Consider the following 26675-nt stretch of genomic DNA (forward strand, 5'->3'; position numbering starts at 1 on the left):
CAGGAAGTACTGTGTATGCAGCCAGTGCCGGTATAATCACGGCATGCACAATCTTCTTCATAACCTCAACGACGAACAACTCGCCGCCGTGACCCTGCCGGCACAAAGCGCCCTGATCCTTGCGGGCGCCGGCTCCGGCAAAACCCGCGTACTGACGACCCGCATCGCCTGGCTGATTCAAACCGGCCAGGTGTCGCCGTCCGGCCTGCTGGCGGTGACCTTCACCAACAAGGCCGCCAAGGAAATGATGACGCGTTTGTCGGCGATGTTGCCGATCAATACGCGCGGCATGTGGATCGGCACCTTCCACGGCCTGTGCAACCGCCTGCTGCGCACCCATCACCGCGACGCCGCGCTGCCGCAGACCTTCCAGATCCTCGATACCCAGGACCAGCTGTCGGCCATCAAGCGCCTGATCAAGGCCAACAACGTCGACGACGAGAAGTTTCCGCCGAAAGAGGTGATGTACTTCATCAACGGCGCCAAGGACCAGGGCCTGCGCGCCAACAAGATCGAACCCTACAACGCCGACGAGCGCAAGAAGTGCGAGCTCTACCAGCTGTACGACGACCAGTGCCAGCGCGAAGGCGTGGTCGATTTCGCCGAGCTGCTGCTGCGCACCTACGAGCTGCTCAGCCGCAACCAGCCGCTGCGCGAGCACTACCAGCAGCGCTTCAAGCACATCCTGGTCGACGAGTTCCAGGATACCAATGACCTGCAATACAAGTGGCTCAAGCTGCTGGCCGGCCACGGCGAGCGCGACGGCGGCAGCGCCCTGTTCGCCGTCGGCGACGACGACCAGAGCATTTACGCCTTCCGCGGCGCCAACGTCGGCAACATGAGCGCCTTCGAACGCGAGTTCAAGGTGCAGAACCTGATCAAGCTGGAGCAGAACTACCGCTCCCACGGCCACATCCTGGACGCCGCCAACGTGCTGATCGCCAACAACAGCAAGCGCCTGGGCAAGAACCTGCGCACCGACGCCGGCCACGGCGAACCGGTGCGCGTGTACGAAGCCAGCTCCGACCTGGCCGAGGCGCAGTGGATCATCGAGGAAACCAAGAACCTGATCGCCGACGGCGCCGCCCGCAGCGAGATCGCCGTGCTGTACCGCTCCAACGCGCAGTCGCGCGTGATCGAGCATGCGCTGTTCTCGGCCGGCATTCCCTACCACGTGTACGGCGGCCTGCGCTACTTCCAGCGCGCCGAGGTCAAGCACGCGATCGCCTACCTGCAGCTGATGGACAATCCGCACAACGATTCGGCCTTCCTGCGCGTGGTGAACTTCCCGACCCGCGGCATCGGCTTGCGTTCGATCGAAGCCTTGCAGGCGGCCGCCGACCAGCACCGCATTTCGTTGTACGCGGCGGTGCCGTATGTGGCCGGCAAGGCCGGTTCGTCGCTGGGCGGCTTCGTCAAGCTGGTCGAGGGCGCGCGCTTTGAAACGCAGCAGATGGCCCTGCCGGAACTGGTGCGCGTGGTGCTGGAGGCGTCCGGCCTGCTGGCCCACTACCAGACCGAAAAAGAAGGCGCCGACCGCATCGAGAACCTGGAGCAGATGGTCAGCGCGGCCACCCAGTTCGTGTCCGAGGAAGGTTTCGGCCAGGGCGCCCCGGCGCACCTTGGCCCGCAGGCGCAGGCCCAGGCGGGCGTGCCCATCGTCAACGAGGACGGCTTCGAGATCCTCGACGCCGACGCCGCGCTGCCGACCGTGATGTCGCCGCTGTCGGCCTTCCTGTCGCACGCGTCGCTGGAGGCGGGCGACAACCAGGCCACCGCCGGCCAGCAAGCCGTGCAGATGATGACGGTGCACTCGGCCAAGGGGCTGGAGTTCAACAACGTCTTCATCACCGGACTGGAAGAGGGCCTGTTCCCGCACGAGAGCAGCTCGCGCGAGCACGACGGTGTGGAAGAGGAGCGCCGTCTGATGTACGTGGCGATCACGCGCGCGCGCCAGCGCCTGTACATGTGCTTCGCGCAGACCCGCATGCTGCACGGCCAGACCCGCTACAACATGAAGTCGCGCTTCTTCGACGAGCTGCCGGAAGAATCATTGAAGTGGCTGTCGCCGAAGGTGCAGTCCCACTGGTCCGGCAACAAGAAATCGGCCTGGGACCAGGCGCCGCTGGTCGGTTCGGACAACGCCATCGCGCAGAAGATCGCGCAGAAATCGCCGGGCAGCGGCTGGCGCATCGGCGAGTCCGTCGCGCACGGCAAGTTCGGCGAGGGGGTGATCGTCAACATCGAGGGCAGCGGCAACAACGCCCGCGCGCAGATCAACTTCGGCAGCCACGGCATGAAGGTGCTCGACCTCAGCATCGCCAAGCTGGACCGCCTGGGCCGCTAGACCCCCGGCTTACGCGGCGGCGATCCCGCGCCGCCGCTTCAGCGCGGCGCGCACATAGGCCAGCGCCGGCGCTTCCACGCAATGCCAGCTGAACACCGACAACGGCAGCACGATCGCCAGCGTGGCCGCCAGCATGGTCCAGATGCCGGATGGCGGCAGCACGTTTTTCAGCATGATCATCACCGGCCAGTGATAGATGTAGATGGCGTAGGAGTAATCGTGGCGCTGCAAATGGCGCCAGCGCAGCAGCTGCGAACTGCCCACCCACAGCGCCAGCGTGATGCACACCAGGTTGACGCCGAACACCGTCAGGGCCTGGTGTTCCAGGGCCAGCCAGCGGGTCGAATTCAAGGCCAGCAGCACGCCGGCGGCGATGAATTGGCGCGGACCGAAGCGCACATCGGCGGCCAGCGTTTGCAGCAGCATGCCGCTCAGGAACAGCGTCCACAGCCGCTCTTCCCACACATAGCCGGCCAGCACGGTGGGGAATTGAAACGCCGCCAGCGCCAGGATCAGCGACATCGCCATCATCCAGCGCCGCATCGGCAGGATCGCCGCGAAGCCGATCAGCGCCACCATCACATACATGCGGCCCTCCCAGTACACCGTCCACAGCGAGCCGTTCAGCGGCGCCCCGCCCAGCACCTTGGGCAGCGCCAGCTCGGCCGGCGGGATGATGTAGACCAGCCAGTGCAGCATGGCGCCGTTGAAGATGTAGCGCCACGGCGCCGGATCGGCCAGGCCGGCGATGCCTTCGGCCGAGAAGAAGATCACGGCGACGACAGTGGTCAGCGCCAGGCAGACGAACAGGCCCGGCACCAGGCGCGTGACGCGGCGCGCGATGAAGCGCGGCAGGTCGGGATCGCGCATCCAGCTTTGCGTGATGAACAGGCCGCTCAGGACGAAGAAGACGTCGACCGCCAGCGCGCCGATGTCGGCGCTCGGCGGCAGCAGCGCGCTGAACGGATCCGGCCCCGGCGCCACGGTGCGGTGCACGCCGGCGTGGTACAGCACCACCAGCAAGGCGGCGACCAGTCGCACCAGGTTGAAACTATTGTCGTTCGATTCGATGGCGGCGGCCAGCGTGCGGGGTGTGGTCATGGGGCGAAAAGAAGATTAAGGAGCGGGTGGCGCGACCGGCGGCGCGCTGGCCTCCGGCGTGCCGAAGATCTGGCGGTAGCAGGCGTACAGGGTGCAGTGCATCAGCACCACCATGATCAGGAACAGGGTGAAGATGGCCGTCACCTTCAGCTGCGCCGAGTCGAACACCAGCATCGGCAGCATGCTGCCGACCTGGAACATCAGGAACAGCACCACGGCCGCCGTCAGGAAGGCCTTGATGTCGCGGCACACCGCCACCACGCTGAAGAACAGCGCCTTGGCCAGCGTCATCTTTTGCCAGTAGATCAGCGGCGCGGCCAGGCAGGTCAGCATCCAGCCCAGCATGTAGATGCCGGACGAGACGAACAGCGCGCTGCGGGAGTTTTCCAGCAAGTCCTGGTCCATCGGGATCTGGCGCGAGGCCATCTGGATCAGCACGCCGTCGTCCAGCCAGCTCAGCACCGCCAGCGCGAGCAGCATCACCAGCAGGTGCAGCACGCCCAGTCCCAGCAAGGGTTTGCGCACCGGCTTGCGGAAGCCGCTGAACACCAGGTTCGGCAGGGCCCGCTTGTCGTGGTCGACGTCGGCGCACGCTTGCAGCATGGCGATGCTGAACATCGGCGCCAGCAAGGTCGGCGCGATCGAGCCGAGGAAGGGCACCACCAGCGAGAACAGCGACAGGAACATGCAGCAGAAGAACAGCGCCATCAGCGCGCCCGGCTGCTTGCGAAACAGCTGCATGGCCTGCTTGACCCAGTGCCAACCGGCCTTGGCGGGGAGCTTGTTCATCCGCGCAATCCCGGCGCCGGCGTGGCGATGCGTTCGCGCAGGATGTGTTCGAAGTGGGTCGGATCGTGCGGCGTCAGCATCTCCGCTGCGCGCGGCAGGTGGAAGTCGTACAGGCGCGACAGCCAGAAGCGCAGCGCCGCCGCGCGCAGCATCGGCTGCCAGGCGGTCTGCTCGGCGTCGGTGAACGGCCGCACGGCGTGGTAGGCGTCCAGCATGGCGCGCACGCGGGCGGTGTCGAGCACGCCGGTGTCGAGGGCGATGCACCAGTCGTTGACGGTGACGGCGACGTCGAACAGCCAGGTGTCGCAGCCGGCGAAGTAGAAGTCGAAGAAGCCGGTCAGGCGTTCGCCGTCAAACATCACGTTGTTGCGGAACAGGTCGGCGTGCACCGGGCCGCGTTGCAGCGCGCGGTAGGTGTCGCAGCCGGCAAACGCTTCCTGGAAATGCATCTCGGCGCGCAGCAGGTGGGCGCAGCGCTCGTCGAGGAAGGGCAGCACCTGCGGCGTGGTCTCGTTCCACCAGTCCAGGCCGCGCAGATTGGGCTGCTGCAGCGGATAGTCGACGCCGGCCAGGTGCATGCGCGCCAGCATGGCGCCGACGGCGGCGCAATGCACCGGCTGCGGGTCCATCTGCGACTTGCCTTCGAGCTTGGTGACGATGGCCGCCGGCTTGCCGTGAAGGGCAACAATCAGCTCGCCCTGGTCGTTGGCGACCGGCGCCGGCACCAGCACGCCGCGATCGGCCAGGTGGTGCATCAGCTTGAGGTAAAACGGCAACTGCTCGAAGGTCAGCACCTCGAAGATGGTCAGGACGTAGTCGCCCGCTTCCGTCGTCAGGAAAAAGTTGCTGTTCTCGATGCCGCTGGCGATGCCTTTGAGCGCCAAGGGCTGGCCGAGGGGGAATTGCTTGATCCACTGGGTAAGGTCGTCCAGGCTGACCGGGGTAAACACTGCCATGAGAAAACTTGATGAGGTTCGGTGAGCGGCGCCGCCGTCGGGACGGGCGCCGGGGGACGCCCGCGCTGGGCGGGCGCGCGCGTTATTTCACGGCGGGTGGCGCGGCGGTGTCCGTCGAGCCGTCTTCTTCCGTGGTTTTTTTCTTTTTCTTGCCGATGTCGAATTCCATCACCGTCCATTGGGGGCCGCGGTTGGCGCTCCCCATCGCATCGCCGGGTAAGGCGGTGCCGGCCGGGCGGTTCGGCTTCAGCGTGTAGGTGCTGGGGCCGCTTTTGACGGTCGCTTCCACCACCTGGCCGCTGTTGTCGCGCTTTTCGGTGATCTTGCGTTCCGGCGTCGGCTTGGCGGTCACGGTGATCGGATCTTCGGCCACTTCCTCGATCTTTTCCAGTTTTGGCGGCGCCTGGCTCGGAGTCGACTGGGCAAACGCCGTGTGGGCGCTGAGCGTCAGGAGGAGGGCAGGCACAAGAAAGGAGGTGCGCGTCATGATGGATCGCCTTAGGGTGAAAAACGGCTGTGAAAAACCGTCAAATTTTTATGTATGATCCATTGTAACAAACAGACACGCTTCGCTGTTTTTAAAAGCCGATTTCCCCACGGCACCGGCGAGTATGTTGTTGTTTTGAAAAGACCGTGGCGGGTGGCGGAAGCGCCGCCAAAACCTGCGATAATGCGGCATTCGTTCGTGGCCTTGCCGCCATTGTTGCGCGGCGCCCTCACCCATATCTAGTGTCTATGCAAAATACCCTGCTGTTAGTTGACGGTTCCAGTTACCTCTATCGCGCCTTTCACGCGCTGCCCGACCTGCGCAGCCCCGACGGCCATCCGACCGGCGCCATGCACGGCATGGTCAATATGTTGCGCCGCCTGCGCGCCGACTACCCGGCCGCCTACATCGCCTGCGTGTTCGACGCCAAGGGCAAGACCTTCCGCGACGACATGTATCCCGAATACAAGGCCACGCGCGCCTCGATGCCGGACGACCTGCGCCTGCAGATCGAGCCCATCCACGAGGCGGTCAAGGCCATGGGCTGGCCCATCCTGATGGTCGAGGGCGTGGAGGCGGACGACGTCATCGGCACGCTGTCGGTGCAGGCGGCGCAGGCCGGCATGAACGTGGTGGTGTCCACCGGCGACAAGGACCTGGCGCAGCTGGTCAACGACAAGGTCATGCTGATCAACACCATGACCAACGAGAAAATGGACGAGGCCGGCGTACTGGCCAAGTTCGGCGTGCCGCCGAACCGCATCATCGACTACCTGACCCTGATCGGCGACACCGTCGACAACGTGCCGGGCGTGTCCAAGTGCGGCCCGAAGACCGCGCTCAAGTGGCTGAGCGCCTACGACTCGCTGGACGGCGTGATCGCCAACGCCGCGCAGATCGGCGGCGCGGTGGGCGAGAACCTGCGCAGCGCGCTGGAATGGCTGCCCAAGGGCCGCGAACTGATCACCGTCAAGCTGGACTGCGACCTGTCGGCCCACATGGCGACCATCGCCGAATCGCTGGTGGCGCGCGGCGAAGACCAGGAAACGCTGCTGGCCTTCTTCAGCAAATACGGCTTCAAGACCCTGTTGCGCGAGCTGGGCGGAAGCACGCCGTCGGCGCCGGTCGGCGCGGCCGGCAAGGCTGCCGCCGCCGCTTCTGCCGCCGCCGCCGCCGCCGCGCCGGCGGCCGGCGGCGCCGTCTCCGTCAACATGGACATGTTCGGCGAAGCGCCCAAGCTCAACACCAACTACGAAACCGTGCTCACCGACGCACAACTGGACAAGTGGATCGCCCTGATCGACGCCGCCAAGCTCACCGCGGTCGACACCGAAACCACGTCGCTGGAGCCGATGACGGCGCAGATGGTCGGCATTTCGCTGTCGGTGGAGCCGGGCGTGGCCTGCTACATCCCGGTCGCGCACGCATATCCCGGCGTGCCGCAGCAGCTGTCGCGCGAGCATGTGCTGGCCAGGCTGAAGCCATGGCTGGAAGATAAGAACAAGCTCAAGGTCGGCCAGAACCTGAAGTACGACAGCCACATCTTCGCCAACCACGGCGTCAAGCTGCAAGGCATCGAGCACGACACGCTGCTCGAATCGTATGTGTTCGAATCGCACCGCACGCACGACATGGACAGCCTGGCGCTGCGCCACCTGAACCACACGACGATTCCGTTCGTGGACGTGTGCGGCAAGGGCGCCAGCATGATCACCTTCGACAAGGTGGAAATCGGCCGCGCCACCGAGTACGCGGCGGAAGACGCCGACATCACGCTGCGCCTGCACCTTGCGATGATCGGCGAGGTGGAAAACGACGCCAAGCTGAGCTTCATCTACCGCAACATCGAACTGCCGACCGCCGTGGTGCTGCAAAAGATCGAGCGCAACGGCGTGCACATCGATGCCGAGCTGCTCAACACCCAGTCGGCCGAGCTGGGCGCGCGCATCGTCGAGCTGGAAGCGAAGGCGCACGAACTGGCCGAGCAACCGTTCAACCTCGGCTCGCCGAAGCAGATCGGCGAGATCTTCTTCGAGAAGCTGAAGCTGCCGGTGGTGAAGAAGACCCCGAGCGGCGCCCCGTCCACCGACGAGGAGGTGCTGCAAAAGCTGGCCGAGGACTATCCGCTGCCGAAAGTGCTGCTGGAATACCGCAGCCTGTCGAAGCTGAAGTCGACCTACACCGACAAGCTGCCGAAGGGGATCAACCAGGACACCGGCCGCGTCCACACCAACTACGCGCAGGCGGTGGCGGTGACGGGCCGACTGGCCTCCAACGATCCGAATTTGCAGAACATCCCGATCCGCACCAAGGAAGGCCGCCGCATTCGCGAAGCCTTCATCGCGCCGCCGGGCAGCCACATCGTCTCGGCCGACTATTCGCAGATCGAACTGCGCATCATGGCCCACATCTCGGAAGACGAGAACATGCTGCGCGCGTTTGCCGAGGGCGTCGACATTCACCGCGCCACCGCCGCCGAGATCTTCGGCGTGCCGCCGGAAGAGGTCAGCAGCGAGCAGCGCCGCTACGCCAAGGTCATCAACTTCGGCCTGATCTACGGCATGAGCGCGTTCGGCCTGGCCGGCAACCTGGGCATCGAGCGCGGCGCGGCGCAAAGCTATATCGACCGCTATTTCGCCCGCTTCTCCGGCGTCAAGCAGTACATGGACGACACCCGCCTGCAGGCCAAGGCGCGCGGCTATGTGGAGACCGTGTTCGGCCGCCGCCTGTGGCTGCCGGAGATCAATTCGCCGAACGGCCCGCGCCGCCAGGGCGCAGAGCGCGCCGCGATCAACGCGCCGATGCAGGGCACGGCGGCCGACCTGATCAAGCTGGCCATGGTGGCGGTGCAGGACTGGCTGGAAAAGGATAAGCTGCAGACCAAGATGATCATGCAGGTGCATGATGAACTGGTGCTGGAAGTGCCGGACGCCGAACTGGCGCTGGTCAAGGAAATGCTGCCGAAGCTGATGGCCGGCGTGGCGGAGCTGAAGGTTCCGCTGACCGCCGAAGTCGGCGTCGGTAAAAACTGGGACGAGGCACATTAAGCCTCGGAGCGCAATCTACGGAGGAATCGCATGGATGATTTGAGGCAGGACGCAGAGAGTTTGCTGACCAAAACCAGTCTGTCGGACGGCGTCGACCGCCGCGACTTCCTGAAGGTGGCGCTGGGCACCGGCTTTGCCGCCGCCGCGCTGCCGGTGGTGGCGCAGAACGTCGTCAAGACCGACACCGCCGGCCTGACCGCCGGCACCATCACCCTCACGGTGGCCGGCGTGCAGGTGCCGGTGTACCGCGCCCAGCCCGAAGGCAAGACCAACCTGCCGGTGATACTGGTGGTGTCGGAAATCTTCGGCGTGCACGAGCACATCGCCGACGTCGCCCGCCGCTTCGCCAAGTTGGGCTACCTGGCGCTGGCGCCGGACTTGTTCGTGCGCCAGGGCGATCCGCAAAAGGCCGCCTCGATCGCCGAGCTGCAACGCGACATCATCTCCAAGACGCCGGACGCACAAGTGATGGCCGACCTCGACGCGACCGTCGCCTGGGCCAAGGCCAATGGCGGCAACGGCGACAAGATCGGCATCACCGGCTTCTGCTGGGGCGGCCGCATCACCTGGATGTACGCCGCGCACAATCCGAGCATCAAGGCCGGCGTGGCCTGGTACGGCCGCCTGATGGGCGACAGCACTCCGGTGACTCCCAGGCACCCAGTTGATATCGCTGGATCTCTGACGGTGCCGGTGCTGGGCCTGTACGGCCTGAAGGACACCGGCATCAGCCAGGATTCGATCGCGGCGATGAAGGCGGCGCTGGCCAAGGGACCGAACAAGGCGAGCTTCGTCGTCTATCCGAACTCCGGCCATGCCTTCCACGCCGACTACCGCGCCAGCTACGTCGAGGCCGACGCCAAGGATGGCTGGGCCCGTTTGCAGGTGTGGTTCAAGCAAAACGGCGTGATCTAAGCCCTGTTTTACCGGGTTTTTAGCCAAAGATGAGCATAAAACCGGGCCGGGCGGTAAAATGACGCCCCCGGCCTGCGCGCAGCGGCGCGGTCCCTGCTACAAGAGGCTATAACATCGATCCCGTACTCATCTCCATCCTACTGGCCACCACGGTTGCCGGCGTCGTCAGCATCTCGGCTGCCGCGGTGTTCTCGTTTACGCTGCTGTCGAAGGTGGTGGAGCGCATGGTCAGCCTGTCGGTGGGCATCATGTTGTCGACCTCCTTGCTGCACGCCTTGCCGGAAGCGTTCGAATCGGGCGCCAGCGCGCGCAGCCTGTTCGCGACCCTGCTGGGCGGGCTGCTGGCCTTCTTCCTGCTGGAGAAGACGGCCATCCTGCGCCATTCGCACCACCACGAGGGCGACGGCCACCATCATCACCATGGCCACGACAAGCGCGAGGCGGGCAAGGCCGGCTGGATGATCCTGGTCGGCGACGGCATGCACAACTTCACCGACGGCATCCTGATCGCGGCGGCCTTCCTGGCCAATCCGGAGCTGGGGCTGGTGACCGGGCTGGCCATCATCGCGCACGAGATTCCGCAGGAGATCGGCGATTTCATCGTGCTGCTCAACGCCGGCTTCTCGCGCACGCGGGCGTATGTCTATAATTTGCTGTGCAGCCTGCTGGCGATCGCCGGCGGTTTGCTGGGTTATTACACGCTGGAGCGCGCCAGCAGCATGATTCCGTATGTGCTGGTGTTCGCCTCGTCGGGCTTCATCTACATCGCCGTCAGCGACCTGATGCCGCAGATGCAGCGCCGCGCCACGCTGCGCGAAACCATCCCGCAAGTGTTGCTGATCGCGCTCGGCGTCGCCATCGTGCTGTTCCTGACCCACGGCCACTGAGGCTTGTGACCGCTCAACCCGGCACGCTTGCACCAGGCGGCGCCGGGAGTATCATGGCGGGATGAACTCCAGACAAAAAAAGCAAGCTGAAGCGTTAGCGGCTCTCTCCGCCCCCGATCGCGCTCGCCTGGAACGGCTGGCTGCCTTGGCTCAAGTTAGCGCAGAACACCTTTGGCCAGAAGTTTGGCAGTATGGATTCGACGATGTAGAGGAGAGCGTACAGGCTGATCTGGACGCGGATGCGGATATCGCGGCGGGCCGAACCATCCCGAACGAAGAGGTAATGGCGCAGGCTCGACGTATCCTGGAAGCCCATGTCAAACCCAAGCGTAAAACCGGCTAAGCTGGCAATACGCTGGTCATCGACGGCACGCAGATCGCTCGATCAGACCATTGCTCATATTCACGCGCAAGATGCTTTAGCAAGCGAGCTTGTCTTGCAGCGATTGCAAAATGCCTTGGATGTGATCGCAGCTCAGCCGGGAATTGGCACGCCCACCGATAGGCGCGACACGCGTCGATTCCCTGTCCCGAAGACTGGCCATACGATTGACTATCGTGTCCATCAAGGTGAAATCATGGTTACCCGTTGGGCGCGCCAGAGGCGCAAAGGTTAAGCGCCGGTCGCCACCGGCCGGGCCGGGTCGGCGCACCATTCGCTCCAGGAGCCGGGGTAGAGCGCGGCGCCTGAGAGGCCGGCCACTTCCAGTGCCAGCAGGTTGTGGCAGGCCGTCACGCCCGAGCCGCACTGCATGATCGCCTGCTGCGCGCTGGCGAACAGCGGCGTGAATTCTTCCTTCAATTGCGCGGCGTCCTTGAAACGGCCGTCGGCGTTCAGGTTGTCCTTGAAGAAGCGGTTCTTGGCGCCGGGAATATGGCCGCCGACCGGATCGATGGTCTCATTCTCGCCGCGATAACGGTCGGCCGCGCGGGCATCGACCACAGTGCGCGCCTGCGTGGCCAGATTGGCCACCACGTCCTCCACCGATACCGTCGGCGCCAGCGATGACTGCTCGTGGATCGTACCGCGCGCGCGCGGCGCTGCCGGCGTCACCATAGCCAAGCCTTGCGACTGCCATGCGGCCAGACCGCCGTCCAGCACCGCCACCGCCGGATGGCCCACCCAGCGCAGCAGCCACCACAGGCGCGCCGCGAACATGCCGCCGTGCGCGTCATACGCCACGACCTGCGTGTCGTCGTTGATGCCCCAGCCGCGCAAGGTCTCGATCAGCGCCGCGCGCTCCGGCAGCGGATGGCGGCCGCGGAACTTGCCGTCCTCACCCTGCTTGGCGCCGGACAGGTCGGTATCGATATTGGCGAACTGCGCGTTCTGGATGTGGCCGATGGCAAAACCGTCGCGGCCCGCGTTGGGATTCATCAGGTCGTGGCGGCAATCCAGTATTACCCAATTGTCGTCGGTCAGGTGCTGGGACAGTTCGGCTGCGTCGATCAGAGTGGTGTGCATATTCCGGGGTTCCTTAGAGGTTGTTTCAACATGCCCGCAGCGAGGAGCTGTAACGAAGCTGTGGGCATGTTGAAACGGCCTCTTAGACTTCGCTGGCTATGGGGTCGGTACTGGCTATCGCCTTACCGCGCTCGGTGTTACGCGTATTGTAAAACGTTGTGGCCACACCGGACACCAGTATCACGCCTATGCCCGCCCAGCTATGCCAGCTGAACACGTCGCCAAACACCAACACGCCCCACACGCTGGAAAACACGATGCCGGTGTATTGCAGATTGGCCACCACCAGCGTCTGTCCCAGGCGATAGGCGCGCGTCATGGCGATCTGCGCGCTGGTGGCGCAGATGCCTATGCCCAGCAACAGCAAGCCGCCGTGCATGCTGGTGATCGGATGCCACACCGCGCCCTGGTCGCCGGCAAACACGAAATTGCCGGCGATGCCGGCCAACAGATTCATGATCGAGAAGTAGAACACCACGCGGTTCTCTGGCTCTCCGGCCAGCCCCAGCTTGCGCACCTGCATATAGGCCATGGCCGACAGCACGCTGGAGCTGAGCGCGATCAGCGCCGGCGTCAGTTGATTGGAATGGAAGGCCGGCTGCAACAGCAGCGTGACGCCGACAAAGCTCATGCCGACCGCCGCCAGCAGCGGCCACTTGACCTGGTTCTTGGCGTGCCACCAGCCCAGCGCGAACAGCCACACGGCGATCCAGATCGGCGCCATGTAGTTGAGGGTCATGGCGGTGGCCAGCGGCAGCTTGGCGATGGCGTAAAACCACAGCCACAGCGACACCACGCCGACCAGCCCGCGCCACAGGTGGGCGCCCGGCATGGTGGTGGTAAATTTACCGCCTTGAAGTTTGATGATGGTGAACAGCACGGTCACGCCGACCACGCCGCGGTACATGACGATTTCGGATGTGGAGAACTGCTCCGAGGCCAGCTTCACGCACACCCCCATGGCGGCGAACATGAAACTGGCAAACAACATCCAAAGTGACTGCATCGGTTTCCTATAAATCGATATTGGCCCGGTACCATTCGTGGAAGTGCTGCATGCCGTCTTCCATCGGCGACTGGTAAGGACCGGCGTCGCTGGTGCCGCGTTGCATCAGCACCTTGCGGCCGGCATCCATGCGCAGGGCGATCTCGTCGTCCTCGACGCAGGTTTCAAAGTAGGCCGCGCGTTCCGCTTCGATGAACTCGCGCTCGAACAGCACGATTTCCTCGGGGTAGTAGAACTCGACCACGTTCTTGGTGCGTTGCGGGCCGTCCGGCCACAGCGTCGAGACGATCAGCACATGCGGATACCACTCGACCATGATGTTCGGATACAGCGTCAGCCAGATGGCGCCGTACGGCGGCGGTTCGCCGCCGCGGAACTTGAGCACCTGCTCCTGCCAGCGCTTGTAGATTTCGGAACCGGACTTCTGCAGGCCCCGGTTGACGCCGACCGTCTGCACGCTGTAGTCGCGGCCGAATTCCCAGCGCAGGTCGTCGCAGCTGACGAAGCCGCCCAGGCCCGGATGGAAGGGCTCGACGTGATAGTCTTCCAGATAGACTTCAATGAAAGTCTTCCAGTTGTAGTTGCAGGTCTGGACTTCGACGTGGTCGAACATATAGCCGGAGAAATCCAGGTCCTTGGTGACCGACAGATCCTTGAGCTTTTCCATGACGTTGTAGCCGTTCTGCTCGAACAGCAGGCCGTTCCAGCTTTGCAGCTTGGTCTTCGGCAGGTTCAGGCACGGCGTCTCCGGGAAGTGCGGCGCGCCGATCAGCTCCCCCTTGAGGTCGTAGGTCCAGCGGTGCAGCGGGCAGACGATGTTGTTGGCGTTGCCGCGGCCGTTGAACATCAGCGCCTGGCGATGGCGGCAGACGTTGGACAGCAGCTCCAGTCCGTTTGCGTTGCGCACCAGCATACGCCCTTCGTTTTCGGAAACGAGGGTCGCGAAGTCGCCGACATTCGGCACCATCAGCTCGTGCCCGATGTAGCGCGGGCCGGCCTGGAATAATTGCTGCATTTCCCGCTGCAGTAGCGCTTCGTCAAAGTAGACGTCAACCGGAAGTTGCGCGTTTGGACGCGCCAGCTTGGCGTGGGTACCCAGATCGGACATCCCAACCCCCCTTAATATGTACATCAAACCAAAGAGAGACAGAATCCGTAAAGACCTGAATTCAAAGTTGTTGAAAATGGTATTTCGGACAGAACCGGAGATTATACCGCGTTTCTCCTCGTTCCAGCGGACTGCCGTGCTCGTTTATCAGTGTATTTATCAGCGTATCATTGCAATAAACGCATGCTTATGCGGGATATAGGGATGATTGCGATAAAATCCATAGTTTACACCGCTGGCCGGGCCGCTATAGTTCCACCTGATAAGGTGGTTTGTTCTAAAATAACGGGCTACACTGCGCTGGCACGTGTTTTTGCCTTGAAACCTGAGTGACTATGTCTAAGAAATTAACTGCCGACGCGACCGCCGCCGCCCCCGTCTCGTTTGAAGAAGCGATGGCGGAACTGGCGCAGCTGGTTGCACAAATGGAGGCAGGCCAACTGCCGCTGGAAGCCTCGGTGGCCGCCTATGCGCGCGGCTCGGAGCTGGTGAAGTTCTGCGCCGCCCAGTTGGAGAAAGTGGAATCCCAGGTCAAGGTGCTGGAAGGCGACATGCTCAAGCCTTTCGCGGAAGCCGGCGAGGCCGAACAATGAACGGCGCCTTCGACGATTGGATGAAGACCGTGCAGGCGGCATCGGAAAACGATTTATCCGCTTTCCTGCCCCCTGTCACCACGGTCCCGACCAAGCTGCACGCGGCGATGCGCTATGCGCTGCTGGGCGGCGGCAAGCGCGTGCGTCCGCTGCTGGTGTACGCGGCCGGCGCCCTGTTCGGCGCCGATGCTGCCATCCTGAGCCGCGCGGCGGCGGCGGTGGAAATGATCCACGCCTACTCGCTGGTGCACGACGACATGCCGTGCATGGACGACGATGAATTGCGCCGCGGCAAGCCGACGGTGCACGTGGCCTACGATGAAGCGACCGCGCTGCTGGTCGGCGACGCGCTGCAATCGCAGGCTTTCCTGGTGCTGTCCGAAGCCGACAGCATCCCTGCGGCGCGCCAGGTGGCGATGCTGCGCCTGCTGGCGCACGCTTCCGGCTCGGCCGGCATGTGCGGCGGCCAGGCAATCGATCTCGACAGCGTGGGCCTGAGCCTGACGCTGGAACAGCTGGAGCAGATGCACCAGCTCAAAACCGGCGCGCTGTTGCGCGCCGCGGTGGTACTGGGCGCGCTGGCCGGCAAGGATCTCGATCCGGCCGAACTGCAGGCGCTGAACGACTATGCACGCGCCATCGGCCTGGCTTTCCAGGTGGTGGACGACGTACTCGACGCCACGGCCGATTCGGCCACGCTGGGCAAGACCGCCGGCAAGGACGCCGCCGACAACAAACCGACCTATGTCTCGATCCTGGGTCTGGAACCGTCGCGCGCACTGGCGCAAACATTGCGGCTCGACGCGCACGCAGCGCTCGCGCCGTTTGGAGAAAAAGCTCTGCGGTTACGCGAACTCGCGGATTTGATCGTGCAGCGGAAGGCATAAATGAAATTGCTCGAAAACATAGACTCACCGGCGGATGTGCGCAAACTGGCGCGCACCCAGCTGACGCCGCTCGCGCATGAACTGCGCAGCTACCTGCTCGATTCGGTCTCGAAGACCGGCGGCCACCTGTCGTCCAACCTGGGCACGGTCGAACTGACCGTGGCGCTGCACTACGTGTTCAACACGCCGCACGACCGCATCGTGTGGGACGTGGGCCACCAGACCTATTCGCACAAGATCCTCACCGGCCGCCGCGAGCGCATGCACACGCTGCGCCAGCTGAACGGCATTTCCGGCTTCCCGAAACGCGACGAAAGCGAGTACGACACCTTCGGCACCGCGCACTCGTCGACCTCGATCTCGGCGGCGCTGGGCATGGCGCAGGCGGCCAAGATCAAGGGCGAACACCGCCACGCGATCGCCGTGATCGGCGACGGCTCGATGACGGCCGGCATGGCCTTCGAAGCGCTGAACAACGCCGGCGTGCAGGAGGACCTGAACCTGCTGGTGATCCTGAACGACAACGACATGTCGATCTCGCCGCCGGTGGGCGCGCTGAACCGCTACCTGGCGCGCCTGATGTCGGGCCAGTTCTACGCCGCCGCCAAGAACGTCGGCAAATCCGTGCTGCCCGGCCCCGTGCTGGAGCTGGCCAAGCGCCTGGAAGAGCACGCCAAGGGCATGGTGGTGCCGGCCACGATGTTCGAGGAGTTCGGCTTCAACTACATCGGCCCGATCGACGGCCACGACCTGGAATCGCTGGTGCCGACGCTGCAGAACATCAAGCAGCTCAAGGGCCCGCAGTTCCTGCACGTGGTGACCAAGAAGGGCCAGGGCTACAAGCTGGCCGAGGCGGAGCCGGTGCTGTACCACGGCACGCCGAAGTTCAATCCGGCCGAAGGCATCAAGCCGGCCGTCGCGCCGGGCAAGATGAGCTACACCGACGTGTTCGGCAACTGGCTGTGCGACATGGCGGCCGCCGACAAGAAGCTGGTCGCGATCACGCCGGCCATGCGCGAAGGTTCGGGCATGGTGCGCTTCGAGCAGGAATATCCTGACCGCTACTTCGACGTCGGCATCGCCGAGCAGCACGCCGTGACCTTCGGCGCCGGCCTGGCCTGCGAAGGCCTGAAGCCGGTAGTGGCGATCTACTCCACCTTCCTGCAGCGCGGCTACGACCAGCTGATCCACGACGTCGCGCTGCAAAACCTGGACGTGACGTTCGCGCTGGACCGCGCGGGCCTGGTGGGCGCCGACGGCGCCACCCACGCCGGCAACTACGACATGGCGTATCTGCGCTGCATTCCGAACATGGTGGTCATGGCCGCCTCGGACGAAAACGAATGCCGCCAGATGCTGACCACCGGCTACCAGTACAAGGGGCCGGCGGCGATCCGCTATCCACGCGGCGCCGGCAACGGTGCGGCGATCAAGCCGGAGCTGACCGCGCTGGAAATCGGCAAGGGCGAAATCAAGCGCAAGGGCCAGAAGATTGCCATTTTGGCCTTCGGTTCGATGGTGGCGCCGGCGATGGCCGCCGGCGAGGCGCTGGACGCCACGGTCGCCAATATGCGCTTCGTCAAACCGCTGGACGTGGAACTGGTGAAGCAACTGGCCGCCGAGCACGACTACCTGGTGACGGTGGAAGAGGGCTCCATCATGGGCGGCGCCGGCTCCGCCGTGGCCGAAGCGATGGCCGCCGAAGGCATCGTCAAGCCGTTGCAGATGCTGGGCCTGCCGGACAAGTTCATCGACCACGGCGACCCGGCCAAGCTGCTGGCCAGCGTGGGCCTGGACGCCGCCGGCATCACCGCCTCGATCAAGCAACGCCACGCCGCCGCCGAGCCGCGCCTGGTCGTCAACAACGGCTAAACCCACCCGGGGGTCAAGTCTGACATTCGGACACGAGCTGTTCCGTAGCACGCACTACGGAACAGCTCGTGTCCGAATGTCAGACTTGACCCCCGGTTTTTCTTGCCTATCGTGCAGGCGCATCCTATATTGGTATAAACAGTTTATTCGGTTTATATCGCCATGAATGCCGTTGCTTCCGTGTTTGCCGGTTTGCTGTTCGCCTGCGGGGCGGCGGGCGCGCAGGTGCCGGAATCGGGCAGGGCGCAGGAGCTGAGTTTTAGCGCCGAGGAAGTGGCCAGTACGGTGGAGGACCACTATATCGACCGCGTGGTCGAACTGGCAGCGGCCGGGCGCCTGGACGACGACCGCATCTTGCTGGCGCGGCTGCAAACCATCGGCGCCGGCCTGATACGCGCCGCCGTGGCGCTGAAGCCGGAAGTGGTCGGTTGGGAGTGGGAGTTCCATACCACCAGCGACGCCGAAGTCGACGCCATCTGCATGGCCGGCGGCAAAATCCTGGTGGGCAGCGCCTTTGTGCGCCAGCTGGCTCTCAGCGACGGTGAACTGGCGACCTTGCTAGGCCACGAAGTCGCCCACGCGGTGGCCGAGCATCACCGCGAAACCTTGTCGGAAGCGCTATTCCTGAACCGCTATCCGGCGGTGCCGCTGGAGGTGGTGATGGAGCGGCTGGAAAGCGACCTGTCGGTGCAGATCCGCCTGTCCAAGCTATCGAGCATGCAGGAGTCGGAGGCGGACCAATTGGGCATGGTGCTGGCCCACCGCGCCGGCTGGCCGGCGGCCGACATGGTCAGCTTCTACCGCAAGCTGTCGACCGGCGACCAGGCGGCGCTGGTGTCCAGCGCCTATCCGGCCAGCGCCTCGCGCCTCAGCATGGCCAAGGGCATGGCGCTGTTGTTCCAGTCCGACCGGTAAGCGTCTCAGCCGCGCTTGCGCTCGTGCTGCCACAGCACGTCGCTGCCGCCGCCGAAGCGGTTCAACACCCGCGACAGCACAAACATCAAATCCGACAAGCGGTTCACATACTGGCGCGGATGCTCGTGGATGGTCTCGGTCTTGCCCAGCGTGACGATGGCGCGTTCGGCGCGGCGGCACACGGTGCGGCACACGTGCGCCTGCGAGGCCGCGCGCGAGCCGGCCGGCAGGATGAATTCCGTCAGCGCCGGCAGGGTGGCGTTGTACTTGGCCAGCAGCGTATCGAGCCGCTCGACGTGCGCCTCGGTGATCATCTGGTAGCCGGGGATGCACAACTCGCCGCCCAGGTCGAACAGGTCGTGCTGGATGGTGACCAGCTCTTCGCGCAGGTCGGCCGGCATGTCTTCGCACAGCAGCAGGCCGATGTGCGAGTTCAGCTCGTCGACTTCGCCGATCGAGTGGATGCGCACGCTGTCCTTGTCGGTGCGGCTGCCGTCACCGAGGCCGGTGGTGCCGCCGTCGCCGGTGCGGGTGGCGATTTTGGAGAGTCGATTGCCCATGGTGCTCCCTGATGCATGAAAGTGTGAGGATGCGATTGTAGACTACGCGGCGGCCTTGTGCTCCACCAGCTGCTGCCCCCAATCGTACAGCGTGTGCAGCACGGGCCACAGACTGGCGCCCAGCGCGGTCAGCGAATAGTCGGTGCGCAGCGGTTTTTCGTCATACACCCGGCGCTGGACGATGCCGTCCGCCTCCAGTTCGCGTAGCTGCTGCGTCAGCATTTTCTGGCTGACCGGCGGAATGCTGCGCTGCAGTTCGCCAAAGCGCATGGTGCGCGTACCCAGCATGTGCAGGATGATCGGCTTCCATTTGCCACCGACGATATTGATCGCCGCCACCAGCGGACAGTCGACCGGGTTTTCGATATGCCACCGTCGTTGCGTCATGGCGCTCCTTTCCAGACTCGTTACAAATCGCCGACAGGCACTAAAAAGTGCGTACTTGTGACGGCCGCGTATTGGCTTGAGAATGTGATCATAGACTGTTTTGAAGGAGTTGTATCGATGGCCGCCCCACGTATCGTCCGCATTTCCATTCTGCCTTTCGGCATGGTCAACTGCCATCTCATCATCGGCGACGGCGGCTGTGTGTTGGTCGATGCCGGGCTGCCCGGGTCGGAGGGCAAGATCGCCCGCGTGCTTAGGCGCCACGGCCTGACGTTTGCCGATATCCGCCTGATCGTGATCACCCACGCCCACGTCGACCATGCGGGCAGCGCGGCGCGACTTCGCGAGCTGTCCGGCGCGCCGGTGCTGGCACATCGCGGCGACCTGCCGTACTACCGCCAGCTGCTGCCGATGACTTTTTGCAGCACCGGCTGGTTCGGCCGCCTGTTTCTCAGGACCGGTCTGATACGCCAGCCCTATGTGCCGTTCACGCCGGATATCCTGATGGGGGACGGGCAGCTTGTTCCGCTGTCGCAGTACGGCGTGGAAGGCGTGGCGTGCCATACGCCCGGCCATACCGCCGGATCGGTATCGATCGAGCTGGCGGGCGGCGAGGTGCTGGTGGGCGACCTGATCGCGTCGGGCGTGCTGCTGGGAGGCCTGGTACGCACCGGACATGCGATCCGGCCGCCGTTTGAAGACGATCCGCATGCGACGGCGTCGGCCTTGCAGCGATTGGTCGATGCCGGCATGCGGACCTTCTACATGGGGCATGGCGGCCCTCTGCCTGCCGCCGAAGTGCGTGCGCACGCCGGGAAATTACGGCGCCTGGCTTGCAATCATCGAGGCGATAGTTGTGTAAAGTAGTCAAACATTCCACAGCATCGGGCGTTTGTGCTTACAATCGACATCTGATTCCGCGCTTCCAGGTGTCCACGCATGAACACTGCCACTCCCGATCCGGCCGTACTGGCCGATATCGCCGCCCGCCGCGCGCAGGTCGCCGCGGCCTTGCTGCAGGTGCTGCCGGCGCGCGCCGTCCTGTCCGAGCCGGAAGATACCCGACCCTATGAATGCGATGGCCTGGCCGCCTATCGCCAGCTGCCGATGATCGTCGTGCTGCCCGACAGCGAGGCGCAGATCGTCGCCGTGTTGCAGGTGTGCCGCGAGCTGAAGGTGCCCATCGTGCCGCGCGGCGCCGGCACCGGCCTGTCCGGCGGCGCCATGCCGATCGCCGACGGCGTGGTGCTGTCGACCGCGCGCCTGAACCGCGTCGTGCGCATGGACGCCTATTCGCGGACTGCCGTGGTGCAGCCGGGCGTGCGCAACCTGGCGATCTCGGAAGCGGCCGCGCCGCATGGCCTGTACTACGCGCCCGATCCGTCGTCGCAGATCGCCTGCACCATCGGCGGCAACGTGGCCGAGAACTCCGGCGGCGTGCATTGCCTCAAATACGGCCTGACCGTGCACAACGTGCTGCGCGTGCGCATGGTGACCATCGACGGCGACGTGGTGGAACTGGGCAGCGAAGCGCTCGACGCGCCGGGGCTGGACCTGCTGTCGGTGTTCATCGGCTCCGAGGGCATGCTGGGCATCGTCACCGAGGTGACGGTCAAGCTGGTGCCCAAGCCGGCCACCGCGCGCGTGATCATGGCGTCGTTCAACGAGGTGACTGCGGGCTGCCACGCGGTGGCGGCGCTGATCGCGGCCGGCATCATCCCGGCCGGGCTGGAGATGATGGACCAGACTTCGTCGCGCATGGTCGAACCGTTCGTCAAGGCGGGCTACGATACCGATGCCGCCGCCATCCTGCTGTGCGAGGCCGACGGCACCGTCGAGGAAGTGGAAGAGGAAATCGCCCGCATGACGGCGGTGCTGAACACGGCCGGCGCCAGCGCCATCGCGGTGTCGCAGTCGGAGGCGGAGCGCTTGAAGTTCTGGTCCGGCCGCAAGAACGCCTTTCCGGCGGCGGGCCGCATCTCGCCCGACTACTACTGCATGGACGGCACCATCCCGCGCAAGCGCCTGGGCCAGGTGCTGGAAGGGATCGCGCAGATGGAGAGCAAGTACGGCCTGCGCTGCGCCAACGTGTTCCATGCCGGCGACGGCAACCTGCATCCGCTGATCCTGTTCAACGCCAACATCCCCGATGAATTCGAGCGCGCCGAAGCCTTCGGGGCCGAGATCCTGGCGCTGTGCGTGGAAGTGGGCGGCACCATCACCGGCGAGCATGGCGTCGGCATCGAGAAGATCAATTCGATGTGCGCGCAGTTCGCGCCGGCCGAGCTGGACGCGTTCTTCTCGGTCAAGCGCGCCTTCGACACGGCCGGCCTGCTCAATCCCGACAAGGCCATTCCCACGCTGAACCGCTGCGCCGAATTCGGCAAGATGCGCGTCAGCGGCGGCATGCTGCCATTCTCCCATCTGCCGCGCTTTTAAACGGAGCGACATGACGACCGAATCCTCTTCCCACATCGCCGCGCAGTTCAGCGAGCGCATACGCGTCGCCACCGAGGCCGGCACGCCGCTGCGCCTGCGCGGCGGCGGCACCAAGGACTGGTACGGGCAACCGCCGCAGGGCGAGGCGCTCGACACGCGAGCCTACGCCGGCATCGTCTCCTACGAACCGACCGAATTGGTCATCACCGCGCGCTGCGGCACGCCGCTGGCGGAGATCGAAGCGCTGCTTGCGCAGCACCAGCAGATGCTGGCCTTCGAGCCGCCACGCTACGGCGCCGCTTCGACCATCGGCGGCGTGGTGGCCAGCGCCTTGTCCGGCCCGCGCCGCGCCAGCGCCGGTGCGGTGCGCGATTTCGTTCTCGGCGCGGTGCTGATGGACGGCCACGGCGAGGCGCTGCGCTTCGGCGGCCAGGTGATGAAGAACGTCGCGGGCTATGACGTATCGCGCCTGCTGGCCGGTTCGCTGGGCACGCTGGGCTTGATACTGGAGGTGTCGCTCAAGGTGCTGCCGGTGCCGCTGCGCGAGGCCAGCCTGCGCTTCGAGATGAGCGAGATCGACGCGCTGCGCCACCTGAACGAATGGGCCGGCCAGCCGCTGCCGATATCGGCCAGCTGCTGGCACCAGGGCGTGCTGTCGCTGCGGCTGTCCGGCGCCGAGGCGGCGGTGGAGGCCGCGCAACGCAAGCTGGGTGGCGCGCCGCTGGACGACGACGCGGCATTCTGGACTGCGCTGCGCGACCAGACGCACGGCTATTTCGACGGCGGCAGCTTATGGCGCCTGTCGGTGCCGCCCGCCGCCAGCGCCATCATCCTGCGCGGCGAGCAGATGATCGAGTGGGGCGGGGCGCAGCGCTGGCTCAAGGTCGAATCCACCGATGCCGAGCAGGCGGCCGGCATACGCCGCACCGTGGCGGCGGCTGGCGGCCACGCGACGCTGTTCCGCGGCGCGGACAAGAACGTCGGCGTGTTCCATCCGCTGGCGCCGGCCGTGGCGAAGATCCACGAACGCCTGAAACGGTCCTTCGATCCGGCGGGGATCTTCAATCCCGGCCGCATGTACTAGCACTAGCGAACCCTATGCAAACCAACCTGGCTGACTTCATCAAGAACACCCGCGAAGGCGAAGAGGCCGACGCCATCCTGCGCGCCTGCGTCCACTGCGGCTTCTGCACCGCCACCTGCCCAACCTATCAGCTGCTGGGCGACGAGCTCGATGGTCCGCGCGGCCGCATCTACCTGATCAAGCAGGTGCTGGAAGGCGCGCCGGTGACGGTCAAGACGCAGACCCACCTGGACCGCTGCCTGACCTGCCGCAACTGCGAGACCACCTGTCCGTCCGGCGTCAAGTACGGCCGCCTGATCGACATCGGCCGCAAGGTGGTGGAGGAGCGCGTGGAGCGGCCGTTCATCGAGCGCATGAAACGGCTGGTGCTGAAGGAAGCCTTGCCGCGCAAGGCCGTCTTTACGGCGGCGTTGCGCGCGGGGCAGCTATTCCGGCCGCTGTTGTCGCCCGCCATGCAGGACAAGATTCCGCCGATGCAAAGCGCCGGCGTGTGGCCGTCGCGCGAGCATGCGCGCAAGATGCTGGTGCTGGAAGGCTGCGCGCAGCCGGCGATGGCGCCGAATATCAACGCCGCCACTGCCCGCGTGCTCGATGCGCTGGGAGTGCAGCTGATCGTCGCGCCCAAGGCCGGCTGCTGCGGCGCGGTGCGCCATCACCTGAACGACCAGGAGGCGGCGCTGGACGACATGCGCCGCAACGTCGACGCCTGGTGGCCGCACGTGCAGGACGGCGCGGTGGAGGCCATCGTGATGACGGCTTCCGGCTGCGGCGTCACGGTCAAGGAATACGGCCACCTGCTGGCGCACGACGGCGCCTACGCCTCCAAGGCGCAGCGCATCGCGGCGCTGACGCGCGACCTGAGCGAAGTGATGCCGGAATTCGAGGAGGAACTGAAGCGCCGCGCCAGCATCAGCGAGCGCGTGGCCTACCATCCGCCATGCACGCTGCAGCATGGCCAGCAGATACGCGGCAAGGTGGAAGGCGTGCTGCGCGCGGTCGGCGTCGATGTCGTGCTGTGCGCGGACAGCCATCTGTGCTGCGGCTCGGCTGGCACCTACTCGCTGCTCCAACCGGAGTTGTCGCTGCAACTGCGCGACCGCAAGCTGGCCAACCTGGCCGATACCGGCGCCACCACCATCGTCTCGGCCAACGTCGGCTGCACCGCGCACCTGCAATCGGGCACGGACACGCCGGTCAGGCACTGGATAGAACTGATCGATTCAGCTTTGCACAAATAAGGGCATCTGCGCGGTGCCGCCGGCCGGCTCGCCGTGCAGGCTGAGGATGGGCGGCAGCTGTGCGGCCGCCTGCCATACTGCCGCCGTGTCGAAACTGGCGACCCAGGCCAGCACCTCGTCCGCCGGCATCGGCCGCGCGATGCCGTAGCCCTGCACCAGGTCGCAGCCCAGGCGCATCAGCACGGCGCCGTGCTCCATGGTCTCCACGCCCTCGGCGATCACGCCCAGGCCGAAGGACTTGGCCAGGCCGATGACGGCGCTCACCAGGTGCAGGTCGTCGCGGTCCACCAGCATGTTGCGCACGAAGCTCTGGTCGATCTTCAGCATGTCCGCCGGCAGCCGCTTCAGATAGGACATCGACGAATAACCGGTGCCGAAATCGTCCAGCGCGAAGCTGATGCCCAGCGCCTGGCAATCGAGCATGATGCTGCGCACGTGGGCGATGTCGCTCAAGGCCGACGACTCCAGTATCTCCAGCTCCAGCATATGCGGCGGCACGTCCGGGAACTCGGCCAGGATGGCGGTCAGCCGCTCGACGAAGTCGGCGCGCTGGAAATGACGGGCGGCGATGTTGACGCTGATGACCCAGCGCGCGTCGAAGGCGCGCCAGACCTGCAGCTGGCGCAAGGCCTCGCGCAGCACCCATTCGCCGATATCGACGATGACGTCGCTGTGCTCGACGATGGGCAGGAAATCCCCCGGCCCGACCACGCCGCGCAGCGGATGTTCCCAGCGCAGCAGCGCTTCCATGCCGACGATGCGGGCCTTGCGCATGTCCAGCTTCGGTTGATAGTACAGCCGCAGCTCGCCGTCGCGCAGGGCGGCGCGCACTTCGGTGCGGCGGTTGTGATGGGTGCGCACCTGTTCGTCCAGGTCGGCGTCGAAGAAGTGATAGCGGTTGCGGCCCGTGATCTTGGCCTGGTACAGCGCCTGGTCGGCGTGGCGCAGCAGGCTGTCGGCGCTGATCTCGTTGCCGGTGTAGACCGCCACGCCGGCGCTGGCCGACATGCCCACCGCTTCGCCTTCGCACAGATAGTCGCGCGACAGCGCCGCCATCAAGCGGTCCAGCGCCTGCTCGACGGCGGCGCGGCCGTCCATCTCCGGCAGCAGCAGCACGAATTCGTCGCCGCCCAGGCGCGCCACGTAATGGCGCTGGCCGGCAAAGTCGTGCAGGCGGCTGGCGGCCTGCTTGAGGATCTCGTCGCCGATGTCCTGGCCCAGCGTCTGGTTCACCTGCTGGAAGTGATCGAGGTCGAACAGGCACACTGCCAGCAGGTAGTCCTGTTCGCGCGCGCGGATGACTTCCTGCTCGAAGCGGGTGGCCAGCGCCGAGCGGTTGGGCAGGCCGGTCAGGATGTCGTGGTTGCTTTGCCAGGAGATCTGCTGCATCAGCTGGCGGCGCTCGGTCACGTCGCGGAACACCAGCACCGAGCCTTGTACTTCTTTTTTTGCGGAACGGATCGCGTTGGCGGTGTATTCGACGGTGATGATCTGGCCCATGCGGTTGCGCAGGCTCTGGTTGCCGACCTTGATGACGTCGCCGCCGGCGTAGATCGCCGCCATCGACTTGAGCAGCGAATGCTGGCCGAAATTATTCGCCAGCACGAACACCTGGTGCAGCTCCATGCCGCGCGCGCGCGCTTCCGGCCAGCCGGTGAGCTGCTGGGCGACGTCGTTGACGGTGGCGATCTTGCCGCTCAAATCGGTGGTGATGACGGCGTCGCCGATCGAGGCCAGCGTGACTTCGATGCGTTCCTTCTCCACTTGCAGCAGCGCCTGCGCTTCCAGCGTCTGCGCCAGCTGTTCGCTCAGCTTGTTCTGGCTTTGCTGCAGCTTGTGCACCAGCGCCTGCACGCGCTGCGCCATGTTGTTGAAGGTGACGGCCAGCATGCGCGCCTCCAGCGTGCCGCCGATGGGCAGGCGTATGCCGTGGTCGCCGTTCTGGAAGCGGGTGGTGGTGTCGGTCACGCGCCTGAGCATGCGCTGGTTGGCGAAGATGATGATGCCCAGCAGCGTGTAGATGATGGTGATGTTGACCAGCGAGATGGCCGCCTGCTGGCGCAGCGTGCGCCACACCTGCATCAGCGGCAGCGTCGGCTCGAAGCCCAGCGCCAGGCTGGCGCTGCCGATCTGGATGGTGCGGTTGATCGGTTCCAGCCCGCGCAGGCCGCGGAACCATGGCGGGTAGTCCGCCAGCGGCGGCGTGCTGCGCAGCGCCTCCAGGTGGCCGCCGGCATAGTCCAGCCGCGCCGAGACCAGGTCGGCCTCCAGCAGCAGGGCGCTGGACAGGGTGTTGTCGAGGGTTGCGCGGTCCGGCGTGGTCAGCGCGGGCAGCAGGGCCTTGTGCAGATAGACGGCCAGTTCGCCCGCGTCGCGCTGATAGCGGGCGTCGGCGTAGGCGGTTTCCGACTGAAACAGCAGCGTATATCGCACGCCCACCACGATGGCGATGATGAGGAAGATGGGTACGAACAGGCGGGAATACATTCCCATCCGCATCCAGCGCGACAGTAGTTTTCCAAACAACGACATAGGCTACGGATTCGATTCTTGGAAATGACCAGAGGCCATTATTACCGAAAAGTTAACCGA

At 65.1% G+C, this 26675-nt stretch carries 24 protein-coding genes; 14 read left to right on the forward strand and 10 right to left on the reverse strand.

Annotated features, from left to right (window positions below):
• Positions 1-43: 43 nt before the first annotated feature.
• Positions 44-2347, forward strand: a complete 2304-nt coding sequence (locus RUGAMON1_RS04635; RefSeq protein WP_445229398.1) for a UvrD-helicase domain-containing protein — start codon at positions 44-46, stop codon at positions 2345-2347.
• Positions 2348-2356: 9 nt separating this feature from the next.
• On the opposite strand, the gene RUGAMON1_RS04640 is transcribed toward RUGAMON1_RS04635, so the two are convergent.
• From RUGAMON1_RS04640 to RUGAMON1_RS04655, 4 genes are all read right to left on the reverse strand, one after another.
• On the reverse strand, positions 2357-3448 hold the full coding sequence (locus tag RUGAMON1_RS04640; protein WP_445229399.1) for an acyltransferase family protein: 1092 nt from the start codon (positions 3446-3448) through the stop codon (positions 2357-2359).
• A gap of 15 nt (positions 3449-3463) precedes the next feature.
• Positions 3464-4237, reverse strand: coding sequence for a BPSS1780 family membrane protein (locus RUGAMON1_RS04645; RefSeq protein ID WP_445229400.1), 774 nt, complete (start codon positions 4235-4237; stop codon positions 3464-3466).
• A complete protein-coding gene (locus RUGAMON1_RS04650) occupies positions 4234-5193 on the reverse strand; it encodes a homoserine kinase (RefSeq protein ID WP_445229401.1) in 960 nt (319 codons plus the stop codon). The genes RUGAMON1_RS04645 and RUGAMON1_RS04650 overlap by 4 nt, the downstream gene beginning before the upstream one ends.
• Positions 5194-5275: 82 nt before the next feature.
• Positions 5276-5680 (reverse strand): hypothetical protein, encoded by a 405-nt coding sequence (locus tag RUGAMON1_RS04655; RefSeq protein WP_445229402.1) that lies wholly within the window; start codon positions 5678-5680, stop codon positions 5276-5278.
• A 248-nt stretch (positions 5681-5928) separates the two neighbouring features.
• On the opposite strand from RUGAMON1_RS04655, the gene polA reads away from it, so the two are divergent.
• From polA to RUGAMON1_RS04680, 5 genes are all read left to right on the forward strand, one after another.
• Positions 5929-8727: a DNA polymerase I gene (polA, locus tag RUGAMON1_RS04660; protein ID WP_445229403.1), complete on the forward strand. Its 2799-nt coding sequence runs from the start codon at positions 5929-5931 to the stop codon at positions 8725-8727.
• 30 nt (positions 8728-8757) lie between these two features.
• A complete protein-coding gene (locus tag RUGAMON1_RS04665; RefSeq protein ID WP_445229404.1) occupies positions 8758-9642 on the forward strand; it encodes a dienelactone hydrolase family protein in 885 nt (294 codons plus the stop codon).
• Positions 9643-9827: 185 nt separating this feature from the next.
• A complete protein-coding gene (locus RUGAMON1_RS04670; RefSeq protein ID WP_445229405.1) occupies positions 9828-10529 on the forward strand; it encodes a ZIP family metal transporter in 702 nt (233 codons plus the stop codon).
• Between the two features lie 61 nt (positions 10530-10590).
• Positions 10591-10872 carry a hypothetical protein gene (locus RUGAMON1_RS04675; protein ID WP_445229406.1) on the forward strand — a complete coding sequence of 94 codons (282 nt, stop codon included), beginning with the start codon at positions 10591-10593 and terminating at the stop codon, positions 10870-10872.
• Positions 10844-11146, forward strand: a complete 303-nt coding sequence (locus RUGAMON1_RS04680; RefSeq protein ID WP_445229407.1) for a type II toxin-antitoxin system RelE/ParE family toxin — start codon at positions 10844-10846, stop codon at positions 11144-11146. The genes RUGAMON1_RS04675 and RUGAMON1_RS04680 overlap by 29 nt, the downstream gene beginning before the upstream one ends.
• Here the strand turns inward: RUGAMON1_RS04680 and RUGAMON1_RS04685 are convergent.
• From RUGAMON1_RS04685 to RUGAMON1_RS04695, 3 genes are all read right to left on the reverse strand, one after another.
• Entirely contained in the window at positions 11143-11994 is an 852-nt protein-coding gene (locus tag RUGAMON1_RS04685; protein WP_445229408.1) for a sulfurtransferase, read from the reverse strand. The genes RUGAMON1_RS04680 and RUGAMON1_RS04685 overlap by 4 nt on opposite strands.
• An 82-nt stretch (positions 11995-12076) precedes the next feature.
• On the reverse strand, positions 12077-13000 hold the full coding sequence (locus RUGAMON1_RS04690; RefSeq protein WP_445229409.1) for a DMT family transporter: 924 nt from the start codon (positions 12998-13000) through the stop codon (positions 12077-12079).
• Positions 13001-13007: 7 nt separating this feature from the next.
• Entirely contained in the window at positions 13008-14108 is a 1101-nt protein-coding gene (locus RUGAMON1_RS04695) for an aromatic ring-hydroxylating oxygenase subunit alpha (protein ID WP_445229410.1), read from the reverse strand.
• Positions 14109-14443: 335 nt separating this feature from the next.
• On the opposite strand from RUGAMON1_RS04695, the gene RUGAMON1_RS04700 reads away from it, so the two are divergent.
• The 4 genes from RUGAMON1_RS04700 (at position 14444) to RUGAMON1_RS04715 (ending at position 18375) form a co-directional block, all read left to right on the forward strand.
• Positions 14444-14701, forward strand: coding sequence for an exodeoxyribonuclease VII small subunit (locus tag RUGAMON1_RS04700; RefSeq protein ID WP_116992359.1), 258 nt, complete (start codon positions 14444-14446; stop codon positions 14699-14701).
• Positions 14698-15588 carry a polyprenyl synthetase family protein gene (locus tag RUGAMON1_RS04705; RefSeq protein WP_445229411.1) on the forward strand — a complete coding sequence of 297 codons (891 nt, stop codon included), beginning with the start codon at positions 14698-14700 and terminating at the stop codon, positions 15586-15588. The genes RUGAMON1_RS04700 and RUGAMON1_RS04705 overlap by 4 nt, the downstream gene beginning before the upstream one ends.
• The gene (dxs, locus tag RUGAMON1_RS04710) at positions 15589-17460 is read left to right on the forward strand and encodes a 1-deoxy-D-xylulose-5-phosphate synthase (protein WP_445229412.1); all 1872 of its coding nucleotides are present in this window, start codon (positions 15589-15591) and stop codon (positions 17458-17460) included. It begins immediately after the preceding gene.
• 162 nt (positions 17461-17622) lie between these two features.
• Positions 17623-18375: a M48 family metalloprotease gene (locus RUGAMON1_RS04715; protein WP_445229413.1), complete on the forward strand. Its 753-nt coding sequence runs from the start codon at positions 17623-17625 to the stop codon at positions 18373-18375.
• Positions 18376-18380: 5 nt separating this feature from the next.
• Here RUGAMON1_RS04715 and RUGAMON1_RS04720 read toward each other — a convergent pair whose 3' ends face one another.
• Both RUGAMON1_RS04720 and RUGAMON1_RS04725 read right to left on the reverse strand, forming a co-directional pair.
• Positions 18381-18935: a cob(I)yrinic acid a,c-diamide adenosyltransferase gene (locus RUGAMON1_RS04720; protein WP_020704961.1), complete on the reverse strand. Its 555-nt coding sequence runs from the start codon at positions 18933-18935 to the stop codon at positions 18381-18383.
• A 42-nt stretch (positions 18936-18977) separates the two neighbouring features.
• Complete coding sequence (locus tag RUGAMON1_RS04725; RefSeq protein WP_445229414.1) at positions 18978-19322, reverse strand: winged helix-turn-helix transcriptional regulator; 345 nt, start codon at positions 19320-19322, stop codon at positions 18978-18980.
• Between the two features lie 117 nt (positions 19323-19439).
• Between RUGAMON1_RS04725 and RUGAMON1_RS04730 the strand changes: the two genes are divergently transcribed.
• The 4 genes from RUGAMON1_RS04730 to glcF all read left to right on the forward strand — a co-directional run bounded on the left by RUGAMON1_RS04730 (position 19440) and on the right by glcF (position 24083).
• Complete coding sequence (locus RUGAMON1_RS04730) at positions 19440-20189, forward strand: MBL fold metallo-hydrolase (protein WP_445229415.1); 750 nt, start codon at positions 19440-19442, stop codon at positions 20187-20189.
• Between the two features lie 72 nt (positions 20190-20261).
• Complete coding sequence (locus tag RUGAMON1_RS04735) at positions 20262-21761, forward strand: FAD-linked oxidase C-terminal domain-containing protein (RefSeq protein ID WP_445229416.1); 1500 nt, start codon at positions 20262-20264, stop codon at positions 21759-21761.
• 10 nt (positions 21762-21771) lie between these two features.
• Complete coding sequence (gene glcE / locus RUGAMON1_RS04740) at positions 21772-22845, forward strand: glycolate oxidase subunit GlcE (RefSeq protein WP_445229417.1); 1074 nt, start codon at positions 21772-21774, stop codon at positions 22843-22845.
• Positions 22846-22859: 14 nt separating this feature from the next.
• Positions 22860-24083, forward strand: a complete 1224-nt coding sequence (gene glcF / locus RUGAMON1_RS04745; RefSeq protein WP_445229418.1) for a glycolate oxidase subunit GlcF — start codon at positions 22860-22862, stop codon at positions 24081-24083.
• On the opposite strand, the gene RUGAMON1_RS04750 is transcribed toward glcF, so the two are convergent.
• Positions 24066-26576 (reverse strand): EAL domain-containing protein, encoded by a 2511-nt coding sequence (locus RUGAMON1_RS04750; protein ID WP_445229419.1) that lies wholly within the window; start codon positions 26574-26576, stop codon positions 24066-24068. The two genes, glcF and RUGAMON1_RS04750, sit on opposite strands and share 18 nt — an antisense overlap.
• Positions 26577-26675 lie beyond the last annotated feature (99 nt).

Source organism: Duganella rhizosphaerae, assembly GCF_040364205.1.
Lineage (GTDB): Bacteria > Pseudomonadota > Gammaproteobacteria > Burkholderiales > Burkholderiaceae_D > Rugamonas > Rugamonas rhizosphaerae.

What these genes read in the sequence shown, in the direction of transcription:
- RUGAMON1_RS04635 (WP_445229398.1), top strand. Translation starts at nt 44, where the DNA reads ATGCACAATCTTCTTCATAACCTCAACGACGAACAACTCGCCGCCGTG.
- RUGAMON1_RS04640 (WP_445229399.1), bottom strand. Translation starts at nt 3,448, where the DNA reads ATGACCACACCCCGCACGCTGGCCGCCGCCATCGAATCGAACGACAAT.
- RUGAMON1_RS04645 (WP_445229400.1), bottom strand. Translation starts at nt 4,237, where the DNA reads ATGAACAAGCTCCCCGCCAAGGCCGGTTGGCACTGGGTCAAGCAGGCC.
- RUGAMON1_RS04650 (WP_445229401.1), bottom strand. Translation starts at nt 5,193, where the DNA reads ATGGCAGTGTTTACCCCGGTCAGCCTGGACGACCTTACCCAGTGGATC.
- RUGAMON1_RS04655 (WP_445229402.1), bottom strand. Translation starts at nt 5,680, where the DNA reads ATGACGCGCACCTCCTTTCTTGTGCCTGCCCTCCTCCTGACGCTCAGC.
- polA (WP_445229403.1), top strand. Translation starts at nt 5,929, where the DNA reads ATGCAAAATACCCTGCTGTTAGTTGACGGTTCCAGTTACCTCTATCGC.
- RUGAMON1_RS04665 (WP_445229404.1), top strand. Translation starts at nt 8,758, where the DNA reads ATGGATGATTTGAGGCAGGACGCAGAGAGTTTGCTGACCAAAACCAGT.
- RUGAMON1_RS04675 (WP_445229406.1), top strand. Translation starts at nt 10,591, where the DNA reads ATGAACTCCAGACAAAAAAAGCAAGCTGAAGCGTTAGCGGCTCTCTCC.
- RUGAMON1_RS04680 (WP_445229407.1), top strand. Translation starts at nt 10,844, where the DNA reads ATGTCAAACCCAAGCGTAAAACCGGCTAAGCTGGCAATACGCTGGTCA.
- RUGAMON1_RS04685 (WP_445229408.1), bottom strand. Translation starts at nt 11,994, where the DNA reads ATGCACACCACTCTGATCGACGCAGCCGAACTGTCCCAGCACCTGACC.
- RUGAMON1_RS04690 (WP_445229409.1), bottom strand. Translation starts at nt 13,000, where the DNA reads ATGCAGTCACTTTGGATGTTGTTTGCCAGTTTCATGTTCGCCGCCATG.
- RUGAMON1_RS04695 (WP_445229410.1), bottom strand. Translation starts at nt 14,108, where the DNA reads ATGTCCGATCTGGGTACCCACGCCAAGCTGGCGCGTCCAAACGCGCAA.
- RUGAMON1_RS04700 (WP_116992359.1), top strand. Translation starts at nt 14,444, where the DNA reads ATGTCTAAGAAATTAACTGCCGACGCGACCGCCGCCGCCCCCGTCTCG.
- RUGAMON1_RS04705 (WP_445229411.1), top strand. Translation starts at nt 14,698, where the DNA reads ATGAACGGCGCCTTCGACGATTGGATGAAGACCGTGCAGGCGGCATCG.
- dxs (WP_445229412.1), top strand. Translation starts at nt 15,589, where the DNA reads ATGAAATTGCTCGAAAACATAGACTCACCGGCGGATGTGCGCAAACTG.
- RUGAMON1_RS04715 (WP_445229413.1), top strand. Translation starts at nt 17,623, where the DNA reads ATGAATGCCGTTGCTTCCGTGTTTGCCGGTTTGCTGTTCGCCTGCGGG.
- RUGAMON1_RS04720 (WP_020704961.1), bottom strand. Translation starts at nt 18,935, where the DNA reads ATGGGCAATCGACTCTCCAAAATCGCCACCCGCACCGGCGACGGCGGC.
- RUGAMON1_RS04725 (WP_445229414.1), bottom strand. Translation starts at nt 19,322, where the DNA reads ATGACGCAACGACGGTGGCATATCGAAAACCCGGTCGACTGTCCGCTG.
- RUGAMON1_RS04730 (WP_445229415.1), top strand. Translation starts at nt 19,440, where the DNA reads ATGGCCGCCCCACGTATCGTCCGCATTTCCATTCTGCCTTTCGGCATG.
- RUGAMON1_RS04735 (WP_445229416.1), top strand. Translation starts at nt 20,262, where the DNA reads ATGAACACTGCCACTCCCGATCCGGCCGTACTGGCCGATATCGCCGCC.
- glcE (WP_445229417.1), top strand. Translation starts at nt 21,772, where the DNA reads ATGACGACCGAATCCTCTTCCCACATCGCCGCGCAGTTCAGCGAGCGC.
- glcF (WP_445229418.1), top strand. Translation starts at nt 22,860, where the DNA reads ATGCAAACCAACCTGGCTGACTTCATCAAGAACACCCGCGAAGGCGAA.
- RUGAMON1_RS04750 (WP_445229419.1), bottom strand. Translation starts at nt 26,576, where the DNA reads ATGGGAATGTATTCCCGCCTGTTCGTACCCATCTTCCTCATCATCGCC.